Here is a 19,094-nt window from a genome sequence, read left to right on the forward strand (position 1 = left end):
ATTAAACGACCTCGCTTTCTAGTAATTTTAATTCGCGTTCTTTTTGTACAATACTACGCGCCTGCGCCTCTTGCTCTGCCGATGCGCCCGCCTGTTCGTCACCGGCATAGTTTTCTAATATTTTTATAGTGTTTCGTATTAATTCTTTGTCCGAATCGGCCAACGAAACACCCTTTTCAGACCGTGTTATAGCTTCGGAAACGCCATCATAATCAATTCCTGCAGCATAAAAAATAGACCTAGCAGAAACGCTGGTCTGTGGATACGCTGGAAATGGCGTGGGGCTTATTTCGTGCAACCTCACATCTATTAATGTTCTTATTGCTTCGTCTGGATTATTGTGATCCCATTCATCAGCGACCACTTCAAAACCAAAACTCACTCCGTCTACATCGCCGCGTTCGATGGATGATAAAGCATCTCTTCCCCACGATGTATCCGGCATTTCCAATTCAAAAGCAAGACCTCTATCATCTTCCCATAAGCTCAAGGTGGAATTTTTGGTGCTGCCAAGAACCATATCTGTGTTGTGATTCCACAATGCCTTGACTGTGCCTTCTCTAAGTGACTTCTCAAAAGCACCTTTACGGATTTTTTCACGAAAACCCCACAACCGGACAGATAATTTTTCAAATTCAGCAGCATAACCCCTCACTTTCTTTTTGTCGCCTTCTTCTCGCACTTCTACTTTTGTTAAATCAAATGACCTTCGTTCCGTTTGAGTTGGCGCTGACCGTAATTCCAGTGGTTTCTTCATAATTTCACCCTTTCTAACTGGCTTCTGCAGCTATTGAACATTCGCACCCATTATGCAATGGTGGATGACTGATATTGGAGGAAGGGGTTAATGCACCTTCTGCATTTTCTGGGTTAAAATCTTCTCCTTGCTGAACAAAAGACGACTTGATCCCTACTACTTTTCCGTCTAATTCCTCACAATACGGACAGGACGAACCGTCAGAGACCCAACGCATGAGCGTTATTCCTGCTACAACCCAAGCTTCTTTAGCAATTGCGCTTCCGGCACGTGTTACTTCCTCTTTGGCTTCTTGTTTTATTCTGTCCTCTTTCCAATCGTCAAATGTTTCCTGTAATCTTTCCTCGATTTCTGCGTCTTCTGCTTCGCTCTCCAGTATTTTTCTTAGTTTTTTTACTGATTTTCCATTATGGCGACTACTGAGTAACTCAACATATTCTTTAATAAAATCTACGGTGCTCGATGTCATTTCATCTTCTTCACTTCCTACCTCGTTAGATGCTTGAGCATATATGTTTTCTGCAAAAGACATCATTACAGGCAGCATCTGTTGTCGGAAAAACTGTTCATGCTCTCTGTAAAAGTCTGATAACCATGTACTAAAATGCTCTGCATTACGTAATTGCTTACGAGCTTGACGCATAATGTCGGCTTCTTCTCTTTTGATAATACGTAGAAACGTTTCTTCGAATATACGTTTATAGCTGCTCGTGGTCCTTTTTCGAATTTCAACACCTTGCAGTTGTGTTCTGGTGGTTGTTGATCTGATCGATCGTTCGCCACTTGGCGGTTCCGCAGGGTCGTTTTGCTGAGTTGTGCTAGTGACCTGTTCAGCCGGAACCATATTAAGTGGAACCAAATACACATCACCCTGCTCACCAATCGGGTTTTTATTTTCCATTTCTAAAATATCATTGGCAGACAACCACCCATTTTGACGACCAACGGCATACGCTTCATAACGTGTTTTTATATCTCCCCGAAGTAACGCATCAACCAAGAACTCTGCAAAATAATGTTTTCTCCCATCACGACCGAATAGTTTTGTGTTAATTGTTTGTTCCCATCTTTTTAGCCACGGCCCCATCGTATGCGTAACAAACTCAATGGATTGATGTTCGATGTTGGAGAAGGTAGCTCTCTCCAAATCTGCCAGCATATGTGGTGGGACCCGAAACACACTTGCTATTTCGTTCTTTTGGAACTTTCTTGTTTCTAAAAATTGGGCGTCATTCGGAGGAATACCGATCTTTTGAAATTTCATACCCTCTTCAAGAAGCATTAAACGGTGACTTTTCCCAAGACCGGAATACGTAGCATTGACACTATCCCGTAAATTTTTGGCTCCTTGCTCCGATAATTTACCCGGATGCTCTGCTACTGCACCAACATTCGTGCCATTTTCAAAGAAATTAGCACCAAATTCTTCCGTAGCCAAGGCTAATCCAACGGCCTCGCGCGCCATTCCTATAGGAGAAAGTCCGGTTAATCCGTTCATTGAAAGACCAGGTATATGAAGCACCCGGGCTTTGTCCATTTTTATATACCTTCCATCCGGCAAGGTTACGTGATAAAAGATTTCCTTTGTCCTCGGGTCTCTTTCTGGCCATGTTTGATTTGGTAACAATGGCCATAGTGCACGCGGACGCCCTGCCCCATCATACTCTATCTCAGCATAAGCGTTTCCCCATAGACACAAATGCGCTGTCATGGTTTCTCTGAAGGTAAAGGCTGTCATTTCATTATTAGGTCGGTTCTGCAGCATGTCATACAAATGATGGTCACGCGCTCTTTCCTTCCCGCGTGGATTCAATCTCCGATATACCGGAAAAGAAAGAGATCCAAGCGTTTCTGAAATGACACGCACACACCCAAAAACAGCCGTAGACTGCATGGCCTTCATTTCATTGACGTTCACACCGGTTTTTGACTTGCCATTTCGAAATATATTAAGCATCCACGGATCGGGATTGGCTAAATTACTACGTTTCTGTATTGCGTTTCTGATCAGACCCATGATTCACCTCCCCTCTAGTCCAGCCGATGAACACAAAAACAATTCCAGCAAAAAATAATAAAAGCGTTGGATATATTAAAAATAGTCCAGCGCCAAAAAGTAAAATTCCTATAATGATTAATACATCGCTTCCATCCACCAGACCAACTCCTTAAAAAGCTCTAACACCGCGGTCTTCATAAACAGATTCTACATCTTCAAACAGCATAGCTGTTGCCATTGCGTTAATCATCGCAACGGTTAAGTCAATCCGTTCTTTCGATTTGTTTTTCATTGGTTTAATGTTTTCGTTTCCGTCTGTTGATACCACTACATTCCCCCAGCACCAACGTGCTACTGGGTTTTTCTCATGAGTGAAATTTCCTGTTTTAAATAAATGTTCAAGTGTTTTCATAGCAGGGCTCATATTTTTAATATTCTGCTGTACTTCAACCACATCTACTCCAGCTTTCATCAATCTTTGAGTTAACATCCTACTGTTCCATGGATCCGTCCCTAACGTTTGCATGTTGTATTGTTTACTAGCACTGATAATACGACTTTCCACAAACTCATAATCGACGACATTGCCCGGCGTAGCATGTATATATTTCTGATTGACCCACTTGTCATACGGTACTTTGTCATGCTTGACCCGTTCTTTCATGCTGTCTTCCGGTATCCAGGCATCAAAAACAGCCCGCCAATCTGACAGGCCGTCCTGTGGAGGAAACAAATAACACGCTGCAGTAATATCCGTTGTGCTTGATAAGTCTAAACCGGGATAACATTTTTTTCCGACTAATTCAGAAAGCTCCCATTCACCGTTAGTCTCATCCCAGAGTGTCAGCGGTTGCCAACCAACACGTTTTAAAGAAATCCACTGATTCAACCGCAGCCAACGGAACAGTCTTTCAGAGGATTCACTGTTTTTGGCTGCAATCGACTCTTGGCGTATGGTTTGAATGTCAATGGTTTTACCAAGCGAAGGGTTTGCTTTATACCAAGTCTCTTCGTCGAAAATATCAGCGTCTTCTGGAGCAGCATATATCTTCGCATACCAATTCGGATCTTCTATTTCTCCATCAATGAGTCGTTCGGCGTATTCATGAACTTCCCATCCAATACTGTGCCGGTCTGGATCATCTCCTGCCGTTGTAATCACCCACCAAAGAGGTTCTTTACGCGCTGCCCCTGCACCAAACGTCATAACATCCCACAAATCACGGTTAGGCTGTGCATGAAGTTCATCAAATATGACGACTGTGGGGTTAATACCGTGTTTTGAGTACGCTTCTGCAGATAATACTTTTAAAATTGTACCAGTTTCCACGTTTTCAATTTCTTTACGGCTGTCTGTGATCTTTAACAAATCACCTAGAGTCTCGTCTTGATCAATCATACTTCTCGCGGCCTTATAAACTAATGTTGCTTGTTGACGATCAGCAGCACAGCAATAAATTTGTCCTTCTGGACCGTCACACGTTAAATGATAAACAGCGAGCCCAGCAATCGTTGTCGTTTTTGCGTTTTTCTTTGGTATCTCCAGATAAGCATAACGATATTGCCTATATCCTTCATCGGTTACCGTTCCGTATACATCCCATAACACTTCATGCTGCCAATCCATCAATACAAACGGCTTTCCATGAAAATCGTCTGTCAGTTTCAGCATCTGCAGAAACTCAATAGGCTCCATTGCTCTTTCTTTATCATGAACCATTTTTCTTTCTCTCCAAGAAATTAGCCATTGGGCTTTTCTCTTTCTTCTCTTCTGGTTGTTTTGGTATGGAACGCATACGAGCAACCGGGTTTAAGAACAGACGATCTTCCAATTTCAATAGTTTGTCACGAACTTGGTTCTGCTTACTTAGCACTTCTTTTAACTCATCGTACATCGTCATTTTCTTTTGAATGTTCGGCATGGTTTCCATGTGCTCTTTAATACCAACATACAAATCATGTAGCATATGTTCCTGGCTTTTTAATTGGCAATAACGATTAATAGTTGCTTGATCCAGTCCGTCAACAAATTCTATTTTCTTATACAGCTTTCGGAGGCGAAGGAATTCTTTATGGGCAACAGGATCTTCCTTCGTGACTGGATCTTCTCTAAAAGTGGTTCCGGTGTACAAAGCTTTCTCTGCTTTTTCCCGGTGCTCAAGTTCTGCTTTTGTCCGCCGGTCTTTGTTTCCCTCCAACTTAATCAGTTGAGTCGGTTTACTGTTCCTTCCTGCCATTACCTTCCACCCCCTAAAAGCTTTTTATTTTGCGAAAAAAATTTACGCGAGACTGCCCCAACGGTCTATGGCGCTGATTCTGTAGAAATTTGCCCCGCCCTCCCCAATACTTGATGGTCACAAACCTTATCCATCTTCTCACCAATACGATCCAATTGCTCTTCAATGACGTTTAGTTTTTCTTGCACTTCATCCAGATTGGTCTCAATGGTAATTTCTAGTGTAGAATTGCGATTAGTTTCCAAAGCCTCCATCCTCCTTTGCAGTCTTAACATTATGATGATACGTACACAACGACTGCCAGTTATCCTCATCCCAAAACAATTCGTGTTCACCTCGGTGTGGTGTAATATGGTCAACGACATCAGCAGGAGCATAAACATTCTCTTGCAAACAATGAACACATAATGGATGGCGTTTTAAGTAGTAGCGCCTTGCTTTTCTCCAACGTGCATCATAGCCGCGTTGTGTTGATGAACCTCGGTGCTTATCCTGTTCTGCTCGGTATATTTGTTGATGCTCTCGGCAAAACCGCTCTGTTGTCAAAGTGTTGCATCCAGTCCTATTACACGGACGCTTTGGTTTAACTGGCATGTTTTTTCACTCCAAATAAAAAAGACCCGTCAGGGTCTGATTGTTGCTCTATATTCTGTTTTCGACCTGGGGAACGATGCCTCCCCGTCCTGCCTTTGATTTTACACATAGCTTTTTTGTTCTTGCAAAGACGAACCTTTTGTGCCATTTGCGCCTTTTGTGCCATCTGTGCCATTTGTGCCATTTGGTTCATTTAACCGATCGACAACGGCGTCTTTCAATCGTCTTGTATGAGAAGGGGAAAGGGCCATATGCCTGCCAATCCACCGTAACGATTTCCCTTCAAGCATCCAGTGCAGCACTTCCACTTCACGATCATCCGTAACTTTATGGATACGATCCTGGAGGATCTTAACCTTTTTTTCATATTCGGCAACTTTTTTCCATCGTTTTTCCCTTCTAACGGTTTCCTGCAGTACCGGATCACTATTTCCTCCACCTTGAGCCTTTGGCATTGATGCCTCCAGTCCATATTGAGCTGTGAGTTTCTCTCCGGCACTCTCCATAGATTCACGAAGGAGCTTAATGCTATTCATCATCCAGTGATAATCTTTCAATAATGACTCAATATATTGCCTTTCCATGAGAGCCCCTCCCTGTGGTATAATCGCATTAGCCTGTACGAGTCGTCCTGAGAGGGGCGACTTTTGTTATTTCCTTTGTTTTGGCCAAGTCGGATTTACTTTTCTTCTGGGGCCTCTTTGAAACTTTCTTTGATCTTTAATTTGTTCCACCCAAGCCATTTCTTCTGGCGTCATTTTCCGTTCTTTTATGTCACTGGACAGCTCGCCCCGAATTACGTGTTTTTGCCAATCGATTTGGTTCATGTCCTTCACCCTTTCGCTTCTGTACAGTTTCGTCGGAATGTGTATTAGTAGACATGTGGTTTATCATTGATTCTTAGTATTTCGACAATCTCTTTTTCCGTATCACGCAAGGTGCCCCATGTTCTGTCTGTCTTCCAGTTGCCATGCTTATGAAAATCAGTACATTTCATCTGTTCGGTCAAGCTTTTATGAAAGGTTAGCAAATACTCTAAACGCTCTTTTTCGTCCACTTCAAATCCTCCTTTTACTACACATCATCGGTCTACTATTCACCTATCTGTAACCCAAGTCATCAGTACAAGCACTGTAATTAACATCAGCGCTTCTACATAACTCATTGATCTGCCTTTTCTTCGCCTAACAACTTCCCTTGCCTTGCATGTATCTGACGTAAAATCGTATCCACATCATGTTTTAAATCAGATTCCTTAAACCGTTCCAACCGTCCCTTTTGGTTAACCATCTTCACTAAAACTTCTGCGTCGTCGAACGTCCTGATAACTTCCCCTTTTTGCTGGTAATGGTTTCCTTGCTTCAACACAATGACCGGTGTGTTATTTTCGAATTTTTTAATCATTCTCCCACCTCACCCTGAGAGTGCTTTTGTATGCTTGTCCACCACAGCCAGGTAATCCAAAACAATCCCTCTGCCCTGTCCTACTTCATCCGCATAAATTTCTAACTCATCAAGAGGAATGGACTTTCTCCCGCCTTTTTTGGAGTCTCTCACGTACTTTTGAAGCATGTTGTTAGGAATGAAATAGACACTGTTCATTGGTCTAATTTCAACGAGCACAAAGCTAATGGCCCCTTGTTTTTCTGCTTGGTCCAGAAAAGCGATCTGTCCATCTGTAAGCATGTTCAAATCAAATCGTTTCTTGCCTGATGTCTTCGCTTCAAATTGAATGGAGCGCCCGTGGTATACTCCGTCATAATCAACGGTGCTTTTTGATTCCCACACCGCTTTGAGAATGTGAACGCCTTTTGTTTGCAGCACCTTTATAGGGGTTGCCCTTTTTGATATCAGAGCAACACCTTTGTTTTTATACTGAAGATTGGCAGTATTCAAAATCTCTTCAAAGACCATGCCTCTTTTACCCTGTCCGGATTTCATGCTCTTCCCCCTCCATCTTTGCTCTAATTTCCTGTAAAGCCACGTCCGGGTTGACTGCTACATGATCCGTGCCATCCGTGAGCATCTTATAGACTACACTGTCCTGCATGTTATAGAGCATGGCGACCGGCGCATCATTCCAGTACACTTCCGCGCTGTTACGCTCCTTGTGATTGACTTGTATCATCTTCGTCACCTTCTCTCAGCATGTCCACTAAGTTTGGATCTTCTTTGGACTTCTTCCAACAAACGGGACCGTAACCACGTTCTTGGCTTCTCTTGTCTTTGAGTTTCCGGCCACATTTCACGCATTTCATTAGTATCCCGTCACCTGTCTTTCATGGTTCGTGGCGTTCTTATCTAGGTAGGCTTGTTCTATTTGGTCCCAAGTGAAACCTAATCGTTCCCCTAACTGTATAAACGGCATGAACAACGCTAAATAACTAAATCTTTTGCTATCCTTTTTTTCTCCAAAACGTATTTCTGATACCGTTTCAAACAAAAGGGTAAACATATCCGTTGTTGTATCTTCTAAATTCGCGCTTTCAATTTCGTCGTGATGTTCAAACCCTAACTCTAACCCAATCGACAAGATGAAATGAAGGCAGTCTACGTATTCTTCTAGGAGTGGATTGTTGAAATGAACACCGCAACCATCGCAATTTTTACATAACGTCCTTTCAACAAAAGATAAATGCGGATTTGTATATCCTTGACCGTCGCACACTTCACAAACATTTTTTGGATCAGGAAACCATGTTCTAGGTTCTTGGTCTTTACTCCAAAATTTAAACCCTCTCCACTCATTAGCAAGCTCCCCTAATTCCACTTGGAGAGCTAATATTTTCTTTGGTAGTAAATCCTGCCCTTCTAAGCCCTTCTGCTTAACAATCTTCTCGTCCAGTTCTCTCTGCTCCTCAAATAACGGTTTTAGGTTCATTCAGCCACCTTCTCATAGTCATAGATTAATATTTCGTATCTTGGGGGTGCAAAAAAGCCAACTGTTTCAATCCGAATCGGACGCAAAGCACACCGCATATCACCACTCAATAAATCTTTCATCTTCTTGTAAGCATCATCTAATGTCAGAGCGTATACACTTTTCAAATATCGAAGTTCGCAACCATCTTCCGTCGTAAATGTTTCTTTCATTCAATCTCCACCTTTTCGAACCGTTTTACTTTATGTTCTGGGTGTATATCCATAAACTGTTCTAACGGCCTGGAGTGCGGTATTTGATCTGGTTCTTTGAAACTCTTATAGGTTACTAATATCTCCCCTGTTTCCGTGTGCCGTGATAAACCAACGATATAGTAAGTGTTACCTTTAAAATGCCGGTAAAATTCGCCGCGTTTCGGCCTTTTCATCCCGTCACCCTCTCCTGCTCTATAGGCCATTTTGTCCAATCTACTTTTCTAGTTTCGATCCCTTTTAACTGCAGAAACTCGATCCCGTCTGTTTTGCGGTATTCTTCTTTGTAGAAAACGTGCTGTAATTTCATGTTGTAGTAGAGTTCAAACGCGCACGTTTCGCAAGGGGAATGAGTGAGTAATACGGTTTCTGTTCGTTCTAGGTCTTGGATCGTCATGGTTGAGATCAAATTTTTCTCTGGATGAGTACAGCCACAGTTTCCTTCTTCACCTGTACATTCGCCCTCGTTTCCGTTCCTGGCGGTGTCGATCATCTGCATGTCACTGGTAAAGGCTAACGCCCATACGGTCATCTGTTTACATTCGTTCATCCCACATCCCTCCAGATTTGCTCCCAATCTACTTTCATTTTCGGCTTCTTTCTCACCCTATCGAAAAGCAGTAAAAACATTTCATCTGGATTTCGCTTAAAATACGTAGCAATGTTTTTTAACGAACGCCCTTCTTTCCACAACATATCAAACAGCTTCACTTCATCCTTCGTAAACACATGTTCTAAATCTTCATTGACTATATAAGTGCTGCCGAATTCTCTTTTAAAATAATGTTTTTCGATTTTTGTAACTGATTGTTTATGGCTTTTTAAACTGGCGTTTTCCATTGATGCTTGCCCTCCTCTATTTTGATTCTAATTTCCTGTATGGCCGCGTCCGAACTAATTGCTAAGCCGTTTCCCTCGAACATTCTCCACATGAGATCGGGTTCTCCATCGTTCCTGCTTTCCTGTCGATCTGCCAATCTTGCGGAATGTAGTTGGTATCAAGTCGCTTTCCGCAGCATCGACAGATCAGAGTGATTGGCGTGCTCATGCTTCCACCTCTCTTAATTCAGGAAGCCGAACTCGTTCTATCTCCAGCTCCTCAAGCGACAATTCACTTAGCAGCCTTCCATCTATGGCCAAGTAGAAACCTTGTTCTTGAAGTTCCTGCAGCAAAACTTGTCGTCGTAATTCCATTAGTCCACCTTCTTCCAATGTTTTCTTGTGATACCAGCAGTTTCAGTCTTATCAAGCCTCCCGTTTGTCTCGTAAAATGATATTTGGAGAGGTATAGCCATTTTTCTCCCATTCGCGCAGCTTTTTTTCATTCTCTGCCAACATGCGGAGTAAATGCTTCCTTCTGGCTTTTTTAGCGTGTTCCGGACGTTTTCGTGCGGGAAAATAAATAGCTGACTCAAGCATTAGACATGTCCTCCAATCTGTGATTAAGCTGGAATTTATCACCCTGGATGAGCACCAGATAATCTTTGCACATTTCATAAATACGAGTTGCCAGAGCTTCGTCAACTTCAACAAGTTGATCAATTGGCAGTTCTGAAGAGATAAGGACAGGCATATGATTTAAGTAACGGTGATTGATAACAGCGTAAGTCTGTTCAATTTGCCAGTCCGTTGCACGGGGCTTTTTGTCTTTTCCAGTGGGCTTAAATAAATCATCGATAAAAAGCACCTCGGTCCTTTTCATACGCTCCATTTTTTCTTCCAGTTTGTCGAAATCGTCTTTCAGGTCATTGAATCCTTCGACATATGGGAAATACTGAACACCTACGCGCTTTTTACGAATTAAATTATTTGCTATGGCCGTTAACAAGTGGGTTTTTCCTGCCCCCGGCTGTCCTAAAAGAGCAATACTGTTTTGACGTTCCCCTTTAATTTCATTGAAACTACGAAAATAGCTTAGTGCACATTCGTAAGCACCCTTTATCAATTCAGGCTTCCCTTCGGTTCGAAAGTTTTGAAAGCCTAGCTTCTTAAAATCATTTGTGATTTCACTTGAACGCATGAGTTTTTGCGCTCTTCTCCACTCAATGCAGCTGCACTGGACCCATACTTCCGCGCCGTTTTTCACGGCAATATATCCGGTTTTATCCTTGCATTTGGGGCAGTCATAATCAGGCTCGTTTCCCTGGTTTGATCCAGCCGACTTGCCCTCCCGTGATGGATCGTTCCTGACTTCCTCGGCTCTGGCTCGAAGTTTGTCCATGATATCTTGGAATTGCAGCTTTTCCATTGCCTGGATCACCTCTGCTTTTCTTTTTCTGGAACTCTTCTTGTAACCGGTCAATATCATCAGGAGAGCGAGCTCCTTTACCGGTCCATTCTTCAATCAAATATTTCAGCCACCTAAACGTTGGTGGACCATTCGCATTTAAACAAGCTACTTCAATGGCACGATAAACAAAATCATCTCCTAAAGTTTTAATCCATTCGATTAATTGATTTTGTTGTATCTGGTTTGGCATCACGCTTATTGTATTTTCAAATAGCTCATATGCAGTTTGATAATCACGCGCGTGTTGTTGTAGTTGTATTTCTTTATTACTTTCTTTAAGTTCTTTATTTATATGGGGGGATAAATTGCCCCCTGGGGTGGGTGCATTTCCTCCCCCTGGGGTGGGTGCAGTTTGCCCCCCTCCCTCTACTTCATCACCCTGGGGGCTTTCTTCTGTTTTAGGTTCATCTTTTTCGATTAACCAATCGTTATAATATTTATTAAACATAAGCTCTCGTGGATTTGAAAAAGTAGCTTTTTTTACAACAATCAGCACCTTTTTATCAATAAGCCCTTTAATACCTCTTTTAATAGAGTCTTTACTTAATCCCGTTTTTTCGTGTAAGAAAGATTGAGAGAAGGGGTGGCTCTTCCGCTGAAAACCGTATGTGTAACGCCAAATAACAGTGAGTAGCCTAAACTGTGTTCCGTTGAATTTACACTGAGCAATAACATCAAATATTTCATTTGCTATACCAGTAAAGCCGTTTTCTTTTTGCGGATTAGCCGGCATAATTACTCCCTCCTCTCACAAATAGCGTTTAACCCTTCAATTTTCTTTAATTCCATGTCTGGATGATTCATTTTTATATAACTTCGGACATACTGTTTAAAGAGCCGTCCCCGGTCTCTGCTGCCTTCTGTCAGACTAACGTAGAAGACCGGGATCGGTATTTTATAACGCATTAGTAAATCAAATCTCCAATTTCTATCGTGTCTTTCAGCTGCTTTGTTTCTCGACAGTACACACACTTTTCACAGCGTTCAGGTGTTTCTTCTTCGTTTTTTAGTTGAAGCATTCGATCTATCATGGCTTCTGCATATTCAAGCTCAAAATCAAAGCGTGAAGGTTCCATATGAAGCACTGCTTTATTTGGTGGATTCTCTTTGGTGACAGCCACTACATATGGCGTGTAATGTACTCCTAAGTTCTTAAATAATATCTCTCTGTAAATAGCCATTTGAAAAACATAATCCCAGGCTTCCATGAAAGAGGTCCATCCTTCATATTTTGATGACCAGTACCGCTTGTAAATATCCTGTGTTGTCTTGAGATCGGTAAAAGTTTTTCGATCATGATTGATAGAATCCACTTTGATTTTCCATGTTGCTCCGAACAGATCAGCTGTAAAAACTTTTTCTTTTTCACCTTCCATAGCAAACATGGCAAACGGATCGTTCTTTACAGCTGTAATCATTCGGTCTGCTGTTTCGAAATCGGCGTATTTCCCGCCGCGTTTTTTGAAAATAATATCGTTGTACTGTTCCTCAATGTCAGCAAAAGCTTCTGGACTTTCAAATGCTGCATGAACATAAGAGCCGACAATTAAAGGGGCAGTGACAGGGGGAATGTGATCCCCCTTGATTTCTGCCAGCGTTCGTGCCTCGCAATCCAAAAAACTCTTAAATTGAGAGACAGACATATATTGTTTATTCGCTTTCTTCGAATGGTAATGTGTCGCCTTCAAATTCAACTGCTTCTCTGGCGTTGCCATTAGCTGTCACCGCCTCTTTATCTTCTTTCTTTTCGTCTTTTTTAGAAGAAGGCTTTTTGTTTTCTTTTTTAGGTTCTTTGTTAGCTTCACTGTCTGATTTAAACTCTTTAGCTAAAGCACTTTCTTTTTTGTTTTTGGCTTCCTTGTTAAACCAATCATCTGGCTTGCTCATGCCGTCTTTCAGAGAGTTGAATATCTTAATAAGCTCTACATAATCGTGTTCTGTGAAAGCATCGGCATTGTATCCAAATCGATCTTCAATCATTTCCTGCGTTACTCTATATTTTTCTTTGAAAGCTACGAGAGCGTTGTTAATCCGTTCTTTTAACGGCTTTTCGCTGTTACCTTTTATGGTGTTATTACATTGAAGGACTGCTTTTTCTACAATGTCGCCTGGTATAACACCTAAGATGCAAGCACGCACTCGTCTAGCACCGTCATTTGCTACTTTCTCGTATATATCACGTGGATCATCAAGCTTTTTAATTTTTCCTTTGGCCTTCATGCTGTGTTTCACTGTGAAGGTTTTTTCCTGCCGTACATTGGTTTCTAAGTCCCAGGCATAAGCCATTGCTGTGGACTCCCCTTCACGTTGTTCCAGTTCCTTTACTCCGAAAGAAAGGTTTCCCCAGTTTTGAGCAAGAACCTCAGCTAAACGTATTGACGGTCCTTCCACTCTTGTACCGCCACGTGGATATTGATAGATAGCTACTTCTGCTAAAGATGGGCGTTTGCAGTTATCTAAAATACGTTGCTCTGATTGGAAGATATTTCGTGGAAACTGCTTGGCCATGAATATTTGCCCTTTGACTTCTTCCATTTCACGACTGCTGGAAGATTGGGCCATAATGCCGCCTTGTCCTTGTGGTTGCGCTTGATTTTCAAATTGTTGTGTTAGTTGATTCAAAAGATCACGCTCCTCTTTGACTATTTAATTCCATATATTTTTGAAACTGCGCTTTCGTATCAAAACGAAAGAAAGCTTGTCCTGTTTTGGAATAAGAAATCTTTCCTCCTGCTTGTCCTAAACGCCACATATCAAATGGATCGTTGCTTACTGGTAATTCACGATACGGTTTCATTGGTTATTCCTCCCTCTTGCATTTTTGGGGGAGATTCGCATACAATAAAAGCAACAACATTTTATTGAGCGAATCACCCCTTGCCAATCAGACCGCCATCTGGTTGGCTTTTTCTTTACCTTTCACGTTGAAGTAAATACCTCGCACAACTTCTTTATTGAAAGCTAATCGATGTGCTACTTGATCTAATCCTTCTTCTACTCCAAGAACGTCCAGATGATTGACAATATAAAAGTTGATTTCTTTTTCAGTAATCATGCTCTCACCCCACGTTCTCTGCATATTTTCGGATATATTCACCGGCGCAGGCGTTTTCATCGTGAAGCAGATCATCACCAAACTGAAACGCTTCGTCATAATCAAATATTTCTTCCTGGCAACCAGAGCATGTTCCAATCACTTCTGGTTCATGTTCTTGCGGATCTGCAAAACCATATCCATTAGGCAACACCATTGCGTTTTCAACCGACATTTCTTTCTACCTCCTGTTCCAGATAGTCAATGTAAGTCAGCAACGACTCAACTTCTACGGTTTTCAAAGAGATCAATTCTCTTGCTTCTTGCACTCCTACTTGCTTTTGCATTTCCCATAAAAGATTACTGACGTCTACCCGCACTATGTCACCTTCTTTCTGGTGCTGGCGCACCGTCGGGCTCACGACCGGGGGAATAAACCGTCAAGAGGGATATGTAGTCATGAGCCCAACGGCAAGCCAGCCACAAATCCGACTTGCCAGGTTATCAACCAAAGTGCTAAAATGAATTTAATACCAATCCCCAACTAAGCACTTGCTGGCCCCACAGCAGGTGCTTTTTCATTTTCTTTTTCCATCATGAACCCCACGGTCACCACTTCTCGCAAATCTGTTGAATACTCCACGTCTTTCAACTTGGTGTGTAAATCTGCATCTCCCACGTAATCAAGTAATTCATAGCTTATCTTCATTTTTTTAACCTCCTATTAAAATCATGCTGATTGTACTTCCGACTGTGCTCATAATTTGATTTATCATATTCAATCCTTCTACGCCGTAAATAAAAGCAACCATCACTTCTGGAGACTGTGTATTTTGCACCCAGGCTTGGCATAAATTCATAGACGGTTCTTTAAGATCTTTCTCGTATTTCGAGACATCCGACTGATTGATGTGTAACCGATGCGCCAATTCTTCTTGTGTCAGACCGGCACGCGATCGGCAAGCTCTCAGAATAGCACCGAAATCCATCCCTTCACCTCCTCCCAATATTCCAGATTGGAATATTCATCATTGGAATGGGATACCAAAACATGAAGATATATACTTAATTTAGATAGCATCCATGGTTGGTTGATTCATTACCCAATTATCGATTTTTTCTTTATGGAAGAAGATTCGTCTCCTTACTCGGAAATGAGGAATTTCTTTCTTTCTTACCATGTCGTAAATCGTGTCTGTACTCGTTCTCAAATATTCGGAAACTTCTTTTACGTCCATGGTGTTTGGCAAGGCGATCACCTCCTGGTATGTGATTTTATTTGTACAAAAGGAGTGTTGGACATCGATAACAACCTATACCGCGAATTGTTTCTTTTAACTGAAGCTGTGACAGATGGACTTGTAAGTGTTTCTGTCATCGAATTATGGGAAGTCTACCTCCCAGATGTTGAACTTTATGAAGTAGTGAAAACGTTCCAGAACCTCAACGAAGATGGTCTTGTTCGATATGAAAACGGCCGGTTGTATGGTGTGAATGGTTGTTGATTTATCTATCCTCCTATGCTGATGTGGTTTCATTTTTGATAAATTTTTTATCATTACTATCAAAAAAAATATCTGGGAAGAGTTTCTTCATATCTTTGTTAAAAAATTTTTCATATTTAATCATAGTATTTATTCCAGGATCAACAACACCTTTTTCTAACTTTCGCACATAGACAGTTGATATGCCGATTTCTTTACCTAGCTGTTCCTGTGTAAGATTGTTGTCATTTCTAAGTTGTACCAAGATCTTTCTTTCCAAAGTAGTTCACCGCCTTTTTGATAACTTTTTTATCTATGATCTTATTATATTTGATAAAATTTTTATCGTCAACGATTTTTTGAAAACTTTTTTATCATTGATACTTTTTTTATCGCTATTCGTTTATAATGTGGAGGTGAAAAGAGGTGTTGGCCGTGAAACCAAAAGAAAATGTTTTCGGGGAAAGAGCCCGAAATTTAAGGGATAAAAAAGGTAAAACCCAAGAAGATGTGGCCAATGCAGTAGGGTTGTCTAGGGCCAGATATTCGCATTATGAAAATGGTAGGGTTGAGCCTGACATAGAAACCATAAGAAAGCTAGCTGATTATTATGAATGTACAACTGATTACTTAATGGGGCTTTCTGATATCCCATCTAATGAGGATACATCTGTAAGAGAAGAATTCAATGATCCACGAACCGATCTCATGTTCAAGGACTGGAAGAACATGACGGATGAACAAAAAGAAGAAGCTCTTGAAATGATGAAGTACATAAAGTTTAAATATGGAGACAAAAATAACGACAAATAACATGATAATTGCCATATTATTCCATTTCTGATAATATATATCTAGTACTATCAAACTATTACTATAGGGGGCTTTTTATGAAAAAATATCTTGTTTCCATTGGACTATCTGCTTTATTAGTCCTTACTGCGTGCGGGGAAGAATCTAATACTGAAGATGAAACATCAGGATCTAGTAACGAAGAGGTAAATGAAAACGAAGTAACCACTGAGGAAAATGAGACTGAAGAAAATGAAGCGGACGTTGAAGAAGAAAATGAAGAATCTTCTGACGATGGCTTTGATACAGAAGTGGGAGAGTCTGTTGAAAATGAAGCTGGCGAATTTACACTCCATGCTCGTCAAAACGAAGTCGAACCAATTGAAACCGGTCCAGTGAATATGAACATCACACAAGTTAATGCTGCTTCCGGTGACATTAAACCTGATTATCAAGACATGTTTGAAACTGAAGAATTGAATTATATACAGTTAGATATTGAAGTTGAAAACACGAGTGAAGAAGATATTACATTCTACTCAGGTCAGGCTACTATATCAACCAACACTGGAGAGCAACTCGAATCAGATATGTTGTTGTCTGATCATATTGAAGGTGAAATGATGGCAGGGACAAAAGATTCCGGTAGTTTCTTTTATATATTAGAAAATTCTAATGCCGAAGATGTAGAATCGGTTCGGATGGTGTGGACCGCCCCACAAAATGAAGATTGGGAAGAAATTGGAGAAGAAGTTGATATTGAAGTGAAGTTGGATAATTAAATGAAAATTATTGGTTTTCTATTAATATTGATCGGAGTTCTTGGTAGTTTGATTAGTTTTGCTATGTTTGGGGACATAGCTATTGCTAGTTTCATAGCCTCAATTACTGCATTTTTATCAGGAATTGGCTTTATTCTCGTTAACAAAAGGTTGTAAATGCCCATTGATATGGGCTTTTCTTTTATTCTGTGACCGAACGTACGTTTGTCAGCGAAAAAGGGGGCACTTCCGTGTGTGTCTATAGTCATTTAGAAGATTACATTAACTGTTTATACCAACAGTTGAACCTATATTACCCTGAACAATTAGACATTGAATACATTGCCAATCGATTAAATATATTTCTCGAGTACAGCACATCATCAAGTTTCAGTTTCGGTAACGTCTTGGTTCTTAAACGGTCCAATACACAACGAGAATGGCAAGACTTCGGACATGAAATTTGTCATGTTCTCCGACACGCCGGAAATCATACCAATCTACCACAGCCTTTTATTGATTACCAGGAATGGCAGGCTGATCACTTTGCTCGCCACTTCTGTGTGCCAACATTTATGCTTCAAGACATTAAACTTCCTAAGATTTTCAATCATTCTGTCTGTTATATTTCAAATCTATTTAATGTCGAGCATGATTTTGCCCTAAAACGATTAGAGCACTTTTATTCTCAAAAATTTAATAATTATATGATTATGGGGAGGGGATAAAATGGCAAGCTATCAAAGACGTGGCGACAATTCTTTTTTACTTGTAGCAGAACTTGGTTATGATGCAAACGGCCGAAGGAGAAAAAAGACTAAAACGATAAAAATTGAAGATAAAAAGCTCCTTCGAACCAAGAAGAGACTTAACGATCATATCGAAAAAGAACTCTATAAATTTCAAATGGAAGTAGAGTCAGGTGAATACATCAAACCAGAAAAAATGTCTTTAAACGAATTCGTCAAACATTGGGAAAAAAATTACGCGGAAGATAACCTTTCTCCAGGTACTCTGGAATCATATAAGAGCCACTTAAAAGTACACATTTTACCTGTATTTGGTGATATGAGGTTAGAACAAATAAAGCCCAAGCACATACTTGATTTTCTGTCTGATTTAAAAAAGGAAAAAGAACTATCCGGCTCCACGATTCAATATGCGTACAGGGTCATGCGTAATGTTTTCGAACGTGCTGCGAAATGGGAATTCGTTCAAGAAAACATCGTGGCAAAAGTAGAGCGTCCTAAAGCAGAGAAACGAAAAGTGAATGATCATGTGTATGATGAACAAGAGGTAGAGGGGATTTTTAAAGAAATGGAGACCGAACCCATTCACTGGCAAGTGTTTATATCGCTTGCTTTGGCTTGCGGTTTTAGACGCGGGGAGAATTTAGCGTTAGAAACAGACAAGATTGATTGGGATAAAAAACAAATCCGCATTGATCAATCCATCGTGCGCGGTGAAAAAGGACGAGCTTTATTAAAAGACCCAAAATCATACAAGTCAACACGAGTGGTCACTGTACCAGATTCCATTATGCTCCTTTTGAAACAGCTGCACATGGAAAACACCAGAATGCGATCTGATGCACGTGATCGTTGGAAAGAAAACAATCATAATTGGTTGTTTTGCAATGATGATGGTACACATTTTTATCCCACAACTCCCACTACCTGGTGGAAAAGATTCACGAAACGTAAAAACATAAGATACATCCGGCTTCATGATTTAAGGCACACGTCCGCAACGTTTTTAATTAATCAAGGAGTTCATGCAAAAGTTATTTCAGAAAGACTTGGCCATGCTGATATTCGAATTACAATGGACACATATGGTCATGTGTTAGAAGCTGCCGATCAAGAAGCAGCGAATAAAATAAATGATATCTTTACGAAGAAGGAAATCAGAAATTCCTAAATTTGGTCAACAAATGGTCAACAAGAACACCTATAAATACTTACAAGTGACGTTTACTCTTTTCTTCGAATATGTAAAAAACCCCTCTATGACG

At 40.8% G+C, this 19,094-nt stretch carries 38 protein-coding genes; 5 read left to right on the top strand and 33 right to left on the bottom strand.

Features of this window, described 5'->3' with window-relative positions; all coding sequences use genetic code 11:
* Window position 1: 1 nt before the first annotated feature.
* The 32 genes from FZF09_RS21720 to FZF09_RS21870 form a co-directional block, all read right to left on the bottom strand.
* Window positions 2-757: an HK97 family phage prohead protease gene (locus FZF09_RS21720; protein ID WP_158738632.1), complete on the bottom strand. Its 756-nt coding sequence runs from the start codon at window positions 755-757 to the stop codon at window positions 2-4.
* Window positions 758-770: 13 nt separating this feature from the next.
* On the bottom strand, window positions 771-2,774 hold the full coding sequence (locus tag FZF09_RS21725; RefSeq protein WP_158738633.1) for a phage portal protein: 2,004 nt from the start codon (window positions 2,772-2,774) through the stop codon (window positions 771-773).
* A complete protein-coding gene (locus FZF09_RS21730) occupies window positions 2,740-2,913 on the bottom strand; it encodes a hypothetical protein (RefSeq protein WP_158738634.1) in 174 nt (57 codons plus the stop codon). The genes FZF09_RS21725 and FZF09_RS21730 overlap by 35 nt, the downstream gene beginning before the upstream one ends.
* Window positions 2,914-2,925: 12 nt before the next feature.
* Window positions 2,926-4,476, bottom strand: coding sequence for a terminase large subunit (locus FZF09_RS21735; RefSeq protein WP_158738635.1), 1,551 nt, complete (start codon window positions 4,474-4,476; stop codon window positions 2,926-2,928).
* The gene (locus tag FZF09_RS21740) at window positions 4,466-4,993 is read right to left on the bottom strand and encodes a P27 family phage terminase small subunit (RefSeq protein WP_158738636.1); all 528 of its coding nucleotides are present in this window, start codon (window positions 4,991-4,993) and stop codon (window positions 4,466-4,468) included. The genes FZF09_RS21735 and FZF09_RS21740 overlap by 11 nt, the downstream gene beginning before the upstream one ends.
* Window positions 4,994-5,058: 65 nt before the next feature.
* Window positions 5,059-5,238, bottom strand: coding sequence for a hypothetical protein (locus FZF09_RS21745; RefSeq protein ID WP_158738637.1), 180 nt, complete (start codon window positions 5,236-5,238; stop codon window positions 5,059-5,061).
* A complete protein-coding gene (locus tag FZF09_RS21750; RefSeq protein ID WP_158738638.1) occupies window positions 5,228-5,587 on the bottom strand; it encodes an HNH endonuclease signature motif containing protein in 360 nt (119 codons plus the stop codon). Before FZF09_RS21750 ends, FZF09_RS21745 begins: the two co-directional genes overlap by 11 nt.
* Before the next feature lie 101 nt (window positions 5,588-5,688).
* Window positions 5,689-6,171: a helix-turn-helix transcriptional regulator gene (locus tag FZF09_RS21755; protein WP_158738639.1), complete on the bottom strand. Its 483-nt coding sequence runs from the start codon at window positions 6,169-6,171 to the stop codon at window positions 5,689-5,691.
* Window positions 6,172-6,237: 66 nt separating this feature from the next.
* Window positions 6,238-6,414 (bottom strand): hypothetical protein, encoded by a 177-nt coding sequence (locus FZF09_RS21760; RefSeq protein WP_158738640.1) that lies wholly within the window; start codon window positions 6,412-6,414, stop codon window positions 6,238-6,240.
* Window positions 6,415-6,458: 44 nt separating this feature from the next.
* A complete protein-coding gene (locus FZF09_RS21765; RefSeq protein WP_158738641.1) occupies window positions 6,459-6,644 on the bottom strand; it encodes a hypothetical protein in 186 nt (61 codons plus the stop codon).
* Between the two features lie 104 nt (window positions 6,645-6,748).
* Window positions 6,749-6,991: a hypothetical protein gene (locus tag FZF09_RS21770; RefSeq protein WP_158738642.1), complete on the bottom strand. Its 243-nt coding sequence runs from the start codon at window positions 6,989-6,991 to the stop codon at window positions 6,749-6,751.
* 9 nt (window positions 6,992-7,000) lie between these two features.
* Window positions 7,001-7,528 carry a Holliday junction resolvase RecU gene (locus tag FZF09_RS21775; RefSeq protein WP_158738643.1) on the bottom strand — a complete coding sequence of 176 codons (528 nt, stop codon included), beginning with the start codon at window positions 7,526-7,528 and terminating at the stop codon, window positions 7,001-7,003.
* The gene (locus tag FZF09_RS21780) at window positions 7,509-7,715 is read right to left on the bottom strand and encodes a hypothetical protein (RefSeq protein ID WP_158738644.1); all 207 of its coding nucleotides are present in this window, start codon (window positions 7,713-7,715) and stop codon (window positions 7,509-7,511) included. The genes FZF09_RS21775 and FZF09_RS21780 overlap by 20 nt, the downstream gene beginning before the upstream one ends.
* The gene (locus FZF09_RS23425; protein ID WP_370514520.1) at window positions 7,687-7,845 is read right to left on the bottom strand and encodes a DUF6011 domain-containing protein; all 159 of its coding nucleotides are present in this window, start codon (window positions 7,843-7,845) and stop codon (window positions 7,687-7,689) included. Before FZF09_RS23425 ends, FZF09_RS21780 begins: the two co-directional genes overlap by 29 nt.
* Window positions 7,845-8,468: a dUTP diphosphatase gene (locus FZF09_RS21785; protein ID WP_158738645.1), complete on the bottom strand. Its 624-nt coding sequence runs from the start codon at window positions 8,466-8,468 to the stop codon at window positions 7,845-7,847. The genes FZF09_RS23425 and FZF09_RS21785 overlap by 1 nt, the downstream gene beginning before the upstream one ends.
* Entirely contained in the window at window positions 8,465-8,680 is a 216-nt protein-coding gene (locus FZF09_RS21790) for a hypothetical protein (protein ID WP_158738646.1), read from the bottom strand. Before FZF09_RS21790 ends, FZF09_RS21785 begins: the two co-directional genes overlap by 4 nt.
* Complete coding sequence (locus FZF09_RS21795) at window positions 8,677-8,895, bottom strand: DUF1653 domain-containing protein (protein WP_199256844.1); 219 nt, start codon at window positions 8,893-8,895, stop codon at window positions 8,677-8,679. Before FZF09_RS21795 ends, FZF09_RS21790 begins: the two co-directional genes overlap by 4 nt.
* Window positions 8,892-9,269, bottom strand: coding sequence for a hypothetical protein (locus FZF09_RS21800; protein ID WP_158738648.1), 378 nt, complete (start codon window positions 9,267-9,269; stop codon window positions 8,892-8,894). The genes FZF09_RS21795 and FZF09_RS21800 overlap by 4 nt, the downstream gene beginning before the upstream one ends.
* Window positions 9,266-9,559, bottom strand: a complete 294-nt coding sequence (locus FZF09_RS21805) for a hypothetical protein (RefSeq protein ID WP_158738649.1) — start codon at window positions 9,557-9,559, stop codon at window positions 9,266-9,268. Before FZF09_RS21805 ends, FZF09_RS21800 begins: the two co-directional genes overlap by 4 nt.
* Window positions 9,560-9,763: 204 nt before the next feature.
* Window positions 9,764-9,913: a hypothetical protein gene (locus FZF09_RS21810; RefSeq protein ID WP_158738650.1), complete on the bottom strand. Its 150-nt coding sequence runs from the start codon at window positions 9,911-9,913 to the stop codon at window positions 9,764-9,766.
* Between the two features lie 51 nt (window positions 9,914-9,964).
* Window positions 9,965-10,138: a hypothetical protein gene (locus FZF09_RS21815; RefSeq protein WP_158738651.1), complete on the bottom strand. Its 174-nt coding sequence runs from the start codon at window positions 10,136-10,138 to the stop codon at window positions 9,965-9,967.
* A complete protein-coding gene (locus tag FZF09_RS21820) occupies window positions 10,131-10,967 on the bottom strand; it encodes an ATP-binding protein (RefSeq protein ID WP_158738666.1) in 837 nt (278 codons plus the stop codon). The genes FZF09_RS21815 and FZF09_RS21820 overlap by 8 nt, the downstream gene beginning before the upstream one ends.
* Window positions 10,849-11,742: a replication protein gene (locus tag FZF09_RS21825; RefSeq protein WP_158738652.1), complete on the bottom strand. Its 894-nt coding sequence runs from the start codon at window positions 11,740-11,742 to the stop codon at window positions 10,849-10,851. The genes FZF09_RS21820 and FZF09_RS21825 overlap by 119 nt, the downstream gene beginning before the upstream one ends.
* Before the next feature lie 172 nt (window positions 11,743-11,914).
* Window positions 11,915-12,724, bottom strand: a complete 810-nt coding sequence (locus tag FZF09_RS21830) for a PD-(D/E)XK nuclease-like domain-containing protein (protein ID WP_233269600.1) — start codon at window positions 12,722-12,724, stop codon at window positions 11,915-11,917.
* Complete coding sequence (locus FZF09_RS21835; RefSeq protein WP_199256845.1) at window positions 12,660-13,631, bottom strand: hypothetical protein; 972 nt, start codon at window positions 13,629-13,631, stop codon at window positions 12,660-12,662. Before FZF09_RS21835 ends, FZF09_RS21830 begins: the two co-directional genes overlap by 65 nt.
* Before the next feature lie 4 nt (window positions 13,632-13,635).
* On the bottom strand, window positions 13,636-13,806 hold the full coding sequence (locus FZF09_RS21840) for a hypothetical protein (RefSeq protein WP_158738653.1): 171 nt from the start codon (window positions 13,804-13,806) through the stop codon (window positions 13,636-13,638).
* 87 nt (window positions 13,807-13,893) lie between these two features.
* Window positions 13,894-14,064, bottom strand: a complete 171-nt coding sequence (locus FZF09_RS21845) for a hypothetical protein (protein WP_158738654.1) — start codon at window positions 14,062-14,064, stop codon at window positions 13,894-13,896.
* Between the two features lie 4 nt (window positions 14,065-14,068).
* Complete coding sequence (locus tag FZF09_RS21850; RefSeq protein ID WP_158738655.1) at window positions 14,069-14,278, bottom strand: hypothetical protein; 210 nt, start codon at window positions 14,276-14,278, stop codon at window positions 14,069-14,071.
* Window positions 14,268-14,423 carry a hypothetical protein gene (locus tag FZF09_RS21855; protein WP_158738656.1) on the bottom strand — a complete coding sequence of 52 codons (156 nt, stop codon included), beginning with the start codon at window positions 14,421-14,423 and terminating at the stop codon, window positions 14,268-14,270. Before FZF09_RS21855 ends, FZF09_RS21850 begins: the two co-directional genes overlap by 11 nt.
* Window positions 14,424-14,587: 164 nt before the next feature.
* Entirely contained in the window at window positions 14,588-14,752 is a 165-nt protein-coding gene (locus tag FZF09_RS21860; RefSeq protein ID WP_158738657.1) for a hypothetical protein, read from the bottom strand.
* A 4-nt stretch (window positions 14,753-14,756) separates the two neighbouring features.
* Window positions 14,757-15,032 (bottom strand): helix-turn-helix domain-containing protein, encoded by a 276-nt coding sequence (locus FZF09_RS21865; protein WP_158738658.1) that lies wholly within the window; start codon window positions 15,030-15,032, stop codon window positions 14,757-14,759.
* An 81-nt stretch (window positions 15,033-15,113) separates the two neighbouring features.
* Window positions 15,114-15,281: a helix-turn-helix domain-containing protein gene (locus FZF09_RS21870; protein ID WP_158738668.1), complete on the bottom strand. Its 168-nt coding sequence runs from the start codon at window positions 15,279-15,281 to the stop codon at window positions 15,114-15,116.
* Between the two features lie 57 nt (window positions 15,282-15,338).
* On the opposite strand from FZF09_RS21870, the gene FZF09_RS21875 reads away from it, so the two are divergent.
* Window positions 15,339-15,548 (top strand): hypothetical protein, encoded by a 210-nt coding sequence (locus FZF09_RS21875; protein WP_158738659.1) that lies wholly within the window; start codon window positions 15,339-15,341, stop codon window positions 15,546-15,548.
* Window positions 15,549-15,561: 13 nt separating this feature from the next.
* On the opposite strand, the gene FZF09_RS21880 is transcribed toward FZF09_RS21875, so the two are convergent.
* Window positions 15,562-15,807, bottom strand: coding sequence for a helix-turn-helix transcriptional regulator (locus FZF09_RS21880; RefSeq protein WP_233269601.1), 246 nt, complete (start codon window positions 15,805-15,807; stop codon window positions 15,562-15,564).
* Window positions 15,808-15,962: 155 nt separating this feature from the next.
* On the opposite strand from FZF09_RS21880, the gene FZF09_RS21885 reads away from it, so the two are divergent.
* The 4 genes from FZF09_RS21885 (at window position 15,963) to FZF09_RS21900 (ending at window position 19,000) form a co-directional block, all read left to right on the top strand.
* Window positions 15,963-16,340, top strand: coding sequence for a helix-turn-helix domain-containing protein (locus tag FZF09_RS21885; protein ID WP_158738660.1), 378 nt, complete (start codon window positions 15,963-15,965; stop codon window positions 16,338-16,340).
* A gap of 77 nt (window positions 16,341-16,417) precedes the next feature.
* Window positions 16,418-17,101: a hypothetical protein gene (locus tag FZF09_RS21890; RefSeq protein ID WP_158738661.1), complete on the top strand. Its 684-nt coding sequence runs from the start codon at window positions 16,418-16,420 to the stop codon at window positions 17,099-17,101.
* Window positions 17,102-17,331: 230 nt separating this feature from the next.
* Entirely contained in the window at window positions 17,332-17,808 is a 477-nt protein-coding gene (locus tag FZF09_RS21895; protein ID WP_158738662.1) for an ImmA/IrrE family metallo-endopeptidase, read from the top strand.
* A gap of 1 nt (window position 17,809) precedes the next feature.
* On the top strand, window positions 17,810-19,000 hold the full coding sequence (locus tag FZF09_RS21900; RefSeq protein WP_158738663.1) for a tyrosine-type recombinase/integrase: 1,191 nt from the start codon (window positions 17,810-17,812) through the stop codon (window positions 18,998-19,000).
* Window positions 19,001-19,094: the final 94 nt, after the last annotated feature.

The organism is Alteribacillus sp. YIM 98480 (genome assembly GCF_009765375.1).
In the GTDB taxonomy this organism is placed as follows: Bacteria; Bacillota; Bacilli; order Bacillales; family Marinococcaceae; genus Alteribacillus.

Bases quoted from the DNA above. Each gene is read 5' to 3' on its own strand.
- FZF09_RS21785 (WP_158738645.1), bottom strand. From the start codon at position 8,468: ATGAACCTAAAACCGTTATTTGAGGAGCAGAGAGAACTGGACGAGAAG.
- FZF09_RS21780 (WP_158738644.1), bottom strand. From the start codon at position 7,715: ATGATACAAGTCAATCACAAGGAGCGTAACAGCGCGGAAGTGTACTGG.
- FZF09_RS21865 (WP_158738658.1), bottom strand. From the start codon at position 15,032: ATGGATTTCGGTGCTATTCTGAGAGCTTGCCGATCGCGTGCCGGTCTG.
- FZF09_RS21830 (WP_233269600.1), bottom strand. From the start codon at position 12,724: ATGGCAACGCCAGAGAAGCAGTTGAATTTGAAGGCGACACATTACCAT.
- FZF09_RS21735 (WP_158738635.1), bottom strand. From the start codon at position 4,476: ATGGTTCATGATAAAGAAAGAGCAATGGAGCCTATTGAGTTTCTGCAG.
- FZF09_RS23425 (WP_370514520.1), bottom strand. From the start codon at position 7,845: ATGAAATGCGTGAAATGTGGCCGGAAACTCAAAGACAAGAGAAGCCAA.
- FZF09_RS21840 (WP_158738653.1), bottom strand. From the start codon at position 13,806: ATGAAACCGTATCGTGAATTACCAGTAAGCAACGATCCATTTGATATG.
- FZF09_RS21790 (WP_158738646.1), bottom strand. From the start codon at position 8,680: ATGAAAGAAACATTTACGACGGAAGATGGTTGCGAACTTCGATATTTG.
- FZF09_RS21815 (WP_158738651.1), bottom strand. From the start codon at position 10,138: ATGCTTGAGTCAGCTATTTATTTTCCCGCACGAAAACGTCCGGAACAC.
- FZF09_RS21775 (WP_158738643.1), bottom strand. From the start codon at position 7,528: ATGAAATCCGGACAGGGTAAAAGAGGCATGGTCTTTGAAGAGATTTTG.
- FZF09_RS21805 (WP_158738649.1), bottom strand. From the start codon at position 9,559: ATGGAAAACGCCAGTTTAAAAAGCCATAAACAATCAGTTACAAAAATC.
- FZF09_RS21770 (WP_158738642.1), bottom strand. From the start codon at position 6,991: ATGATTAAAAAATTCGAAAATAACACACCGGTCATTGTGTTGAAGCAA.
- FZF09_RS21755 (WP_158738639.1), bottom strand. From the start codon at position 6,171: ATGGAAAGGCAATATATTGAGTCATTATTGAAAGATTATCACTGGATG.
- FZF09_RS21850 (WP_158738655.1), bottom strand. From the start codon at position 14,278: ATGTCGGTTGAAAACGCAATGGTGTTGCCTAATGGATATGGTTTTGCA.
- FZF09_RS21795 (WP_199256844.1), bottom strand. From the start codon at position 8,895: ATGAAAAGGCCGAAACGCGGCGAATTTTACCGGCATTTTAAAGGTAAC.
- FZF09_RS21845 (WP_158738654.1), bottom strand. From the start codon at position 14,064: ATGATTACTGAAAAAGAAATCAACTTTTATATTGTCAATCATCTGGAC.
- FZF09_RS21750 (WP_158738638.1), bottom strand. From the start codon at position 5,587: ATGCCAGTTAAACCAAAGCGTCCGTGTAATAGGACTGGATGCAACACT.
- FZF09_RS21720 (WP_158738632.1), bottom strand. From the start codon at position 757: ATGAAGAAACCACTGGAATTACGGTCAGCGCCAACTCAAACGGAACGA.
- FZF09_RS21825 (WP_158738652.1), bottom strand. From the start codon at position 11,742: ATGCCGGCTAATCCGCAAAAAGAAAACGGCTTTACTGGTATAGCAAAT.
- FZF09_RS21890 (WP_158738661.1), top strand. From the start codon at position 16,418: ATGAAAAAATATCTTGTTTCCATTGGACTATCTGCTTTATTAGTCCTT.
- FZF09_RS21820 (WP_158738666.1), bottom strand. From the start codon at position 10,967: ATGGAAAAGCTGCAATTCCAAGATATCATGGACAAACTTCGAGCCAGA.
- FZF09_RS21870 (WP_158738668.1), bottom strand. From the start codon at position 15,281: ATGGACGTAAAAGAAGTTTCCGAATATTTGAGAACGAGTACAGACACG.
- FZF09_RS21860 (WP_158738657.1), bottom strand. From the start codon at position 14,752: ATGAAGATAAGCTATGAATTACTTGATTACGTGGGAGATGCAGATTTA.
- FZF09_RS21810 (WP_158738650.1), bottom strand. From the start codon at position 9,913: ATGGAATTACGACGACAAGTTTTGCTGCAGGAACTTCAAGAACAAGGT.
- FZF09_RS21725 (WP_158738633.1), bottom strand. From the start codon at position 2,774: ATGGGTCTGATCAGAAACGCAATACAGAAACGTAGTAATTTAGCCAAT.
- FZF09_RS21740 (WP_158738636.1), bottom strand. From the start codon at position 4,993: ATGGCAGGAAGGAACAGTAAACCGACTCAACTGATTAAGTTGGAGGGA.
- FZF09_RS21760 (WP_158738640.1), bottom strand. From the start codon at position 6,414: ATGAACCAAATCGATTGGCAAAAACACGTAATTCGGGGCGAGCTGTCC.
- FZF09_RS21800 (WP_158738648.1), bottom strand. From the start codon at position 9,269: ATGAACGAATGTAAACAGATGACCGTATGGGCGTTAGCCTTTACCAGT.
- FZF09_RS21900 (WP_158738663.1), top strand. From the start codon at position 17,810: ATGGCAAGCTATCAAAGACGTGGCGACAATTCTTTTTTACTTGTAGCA.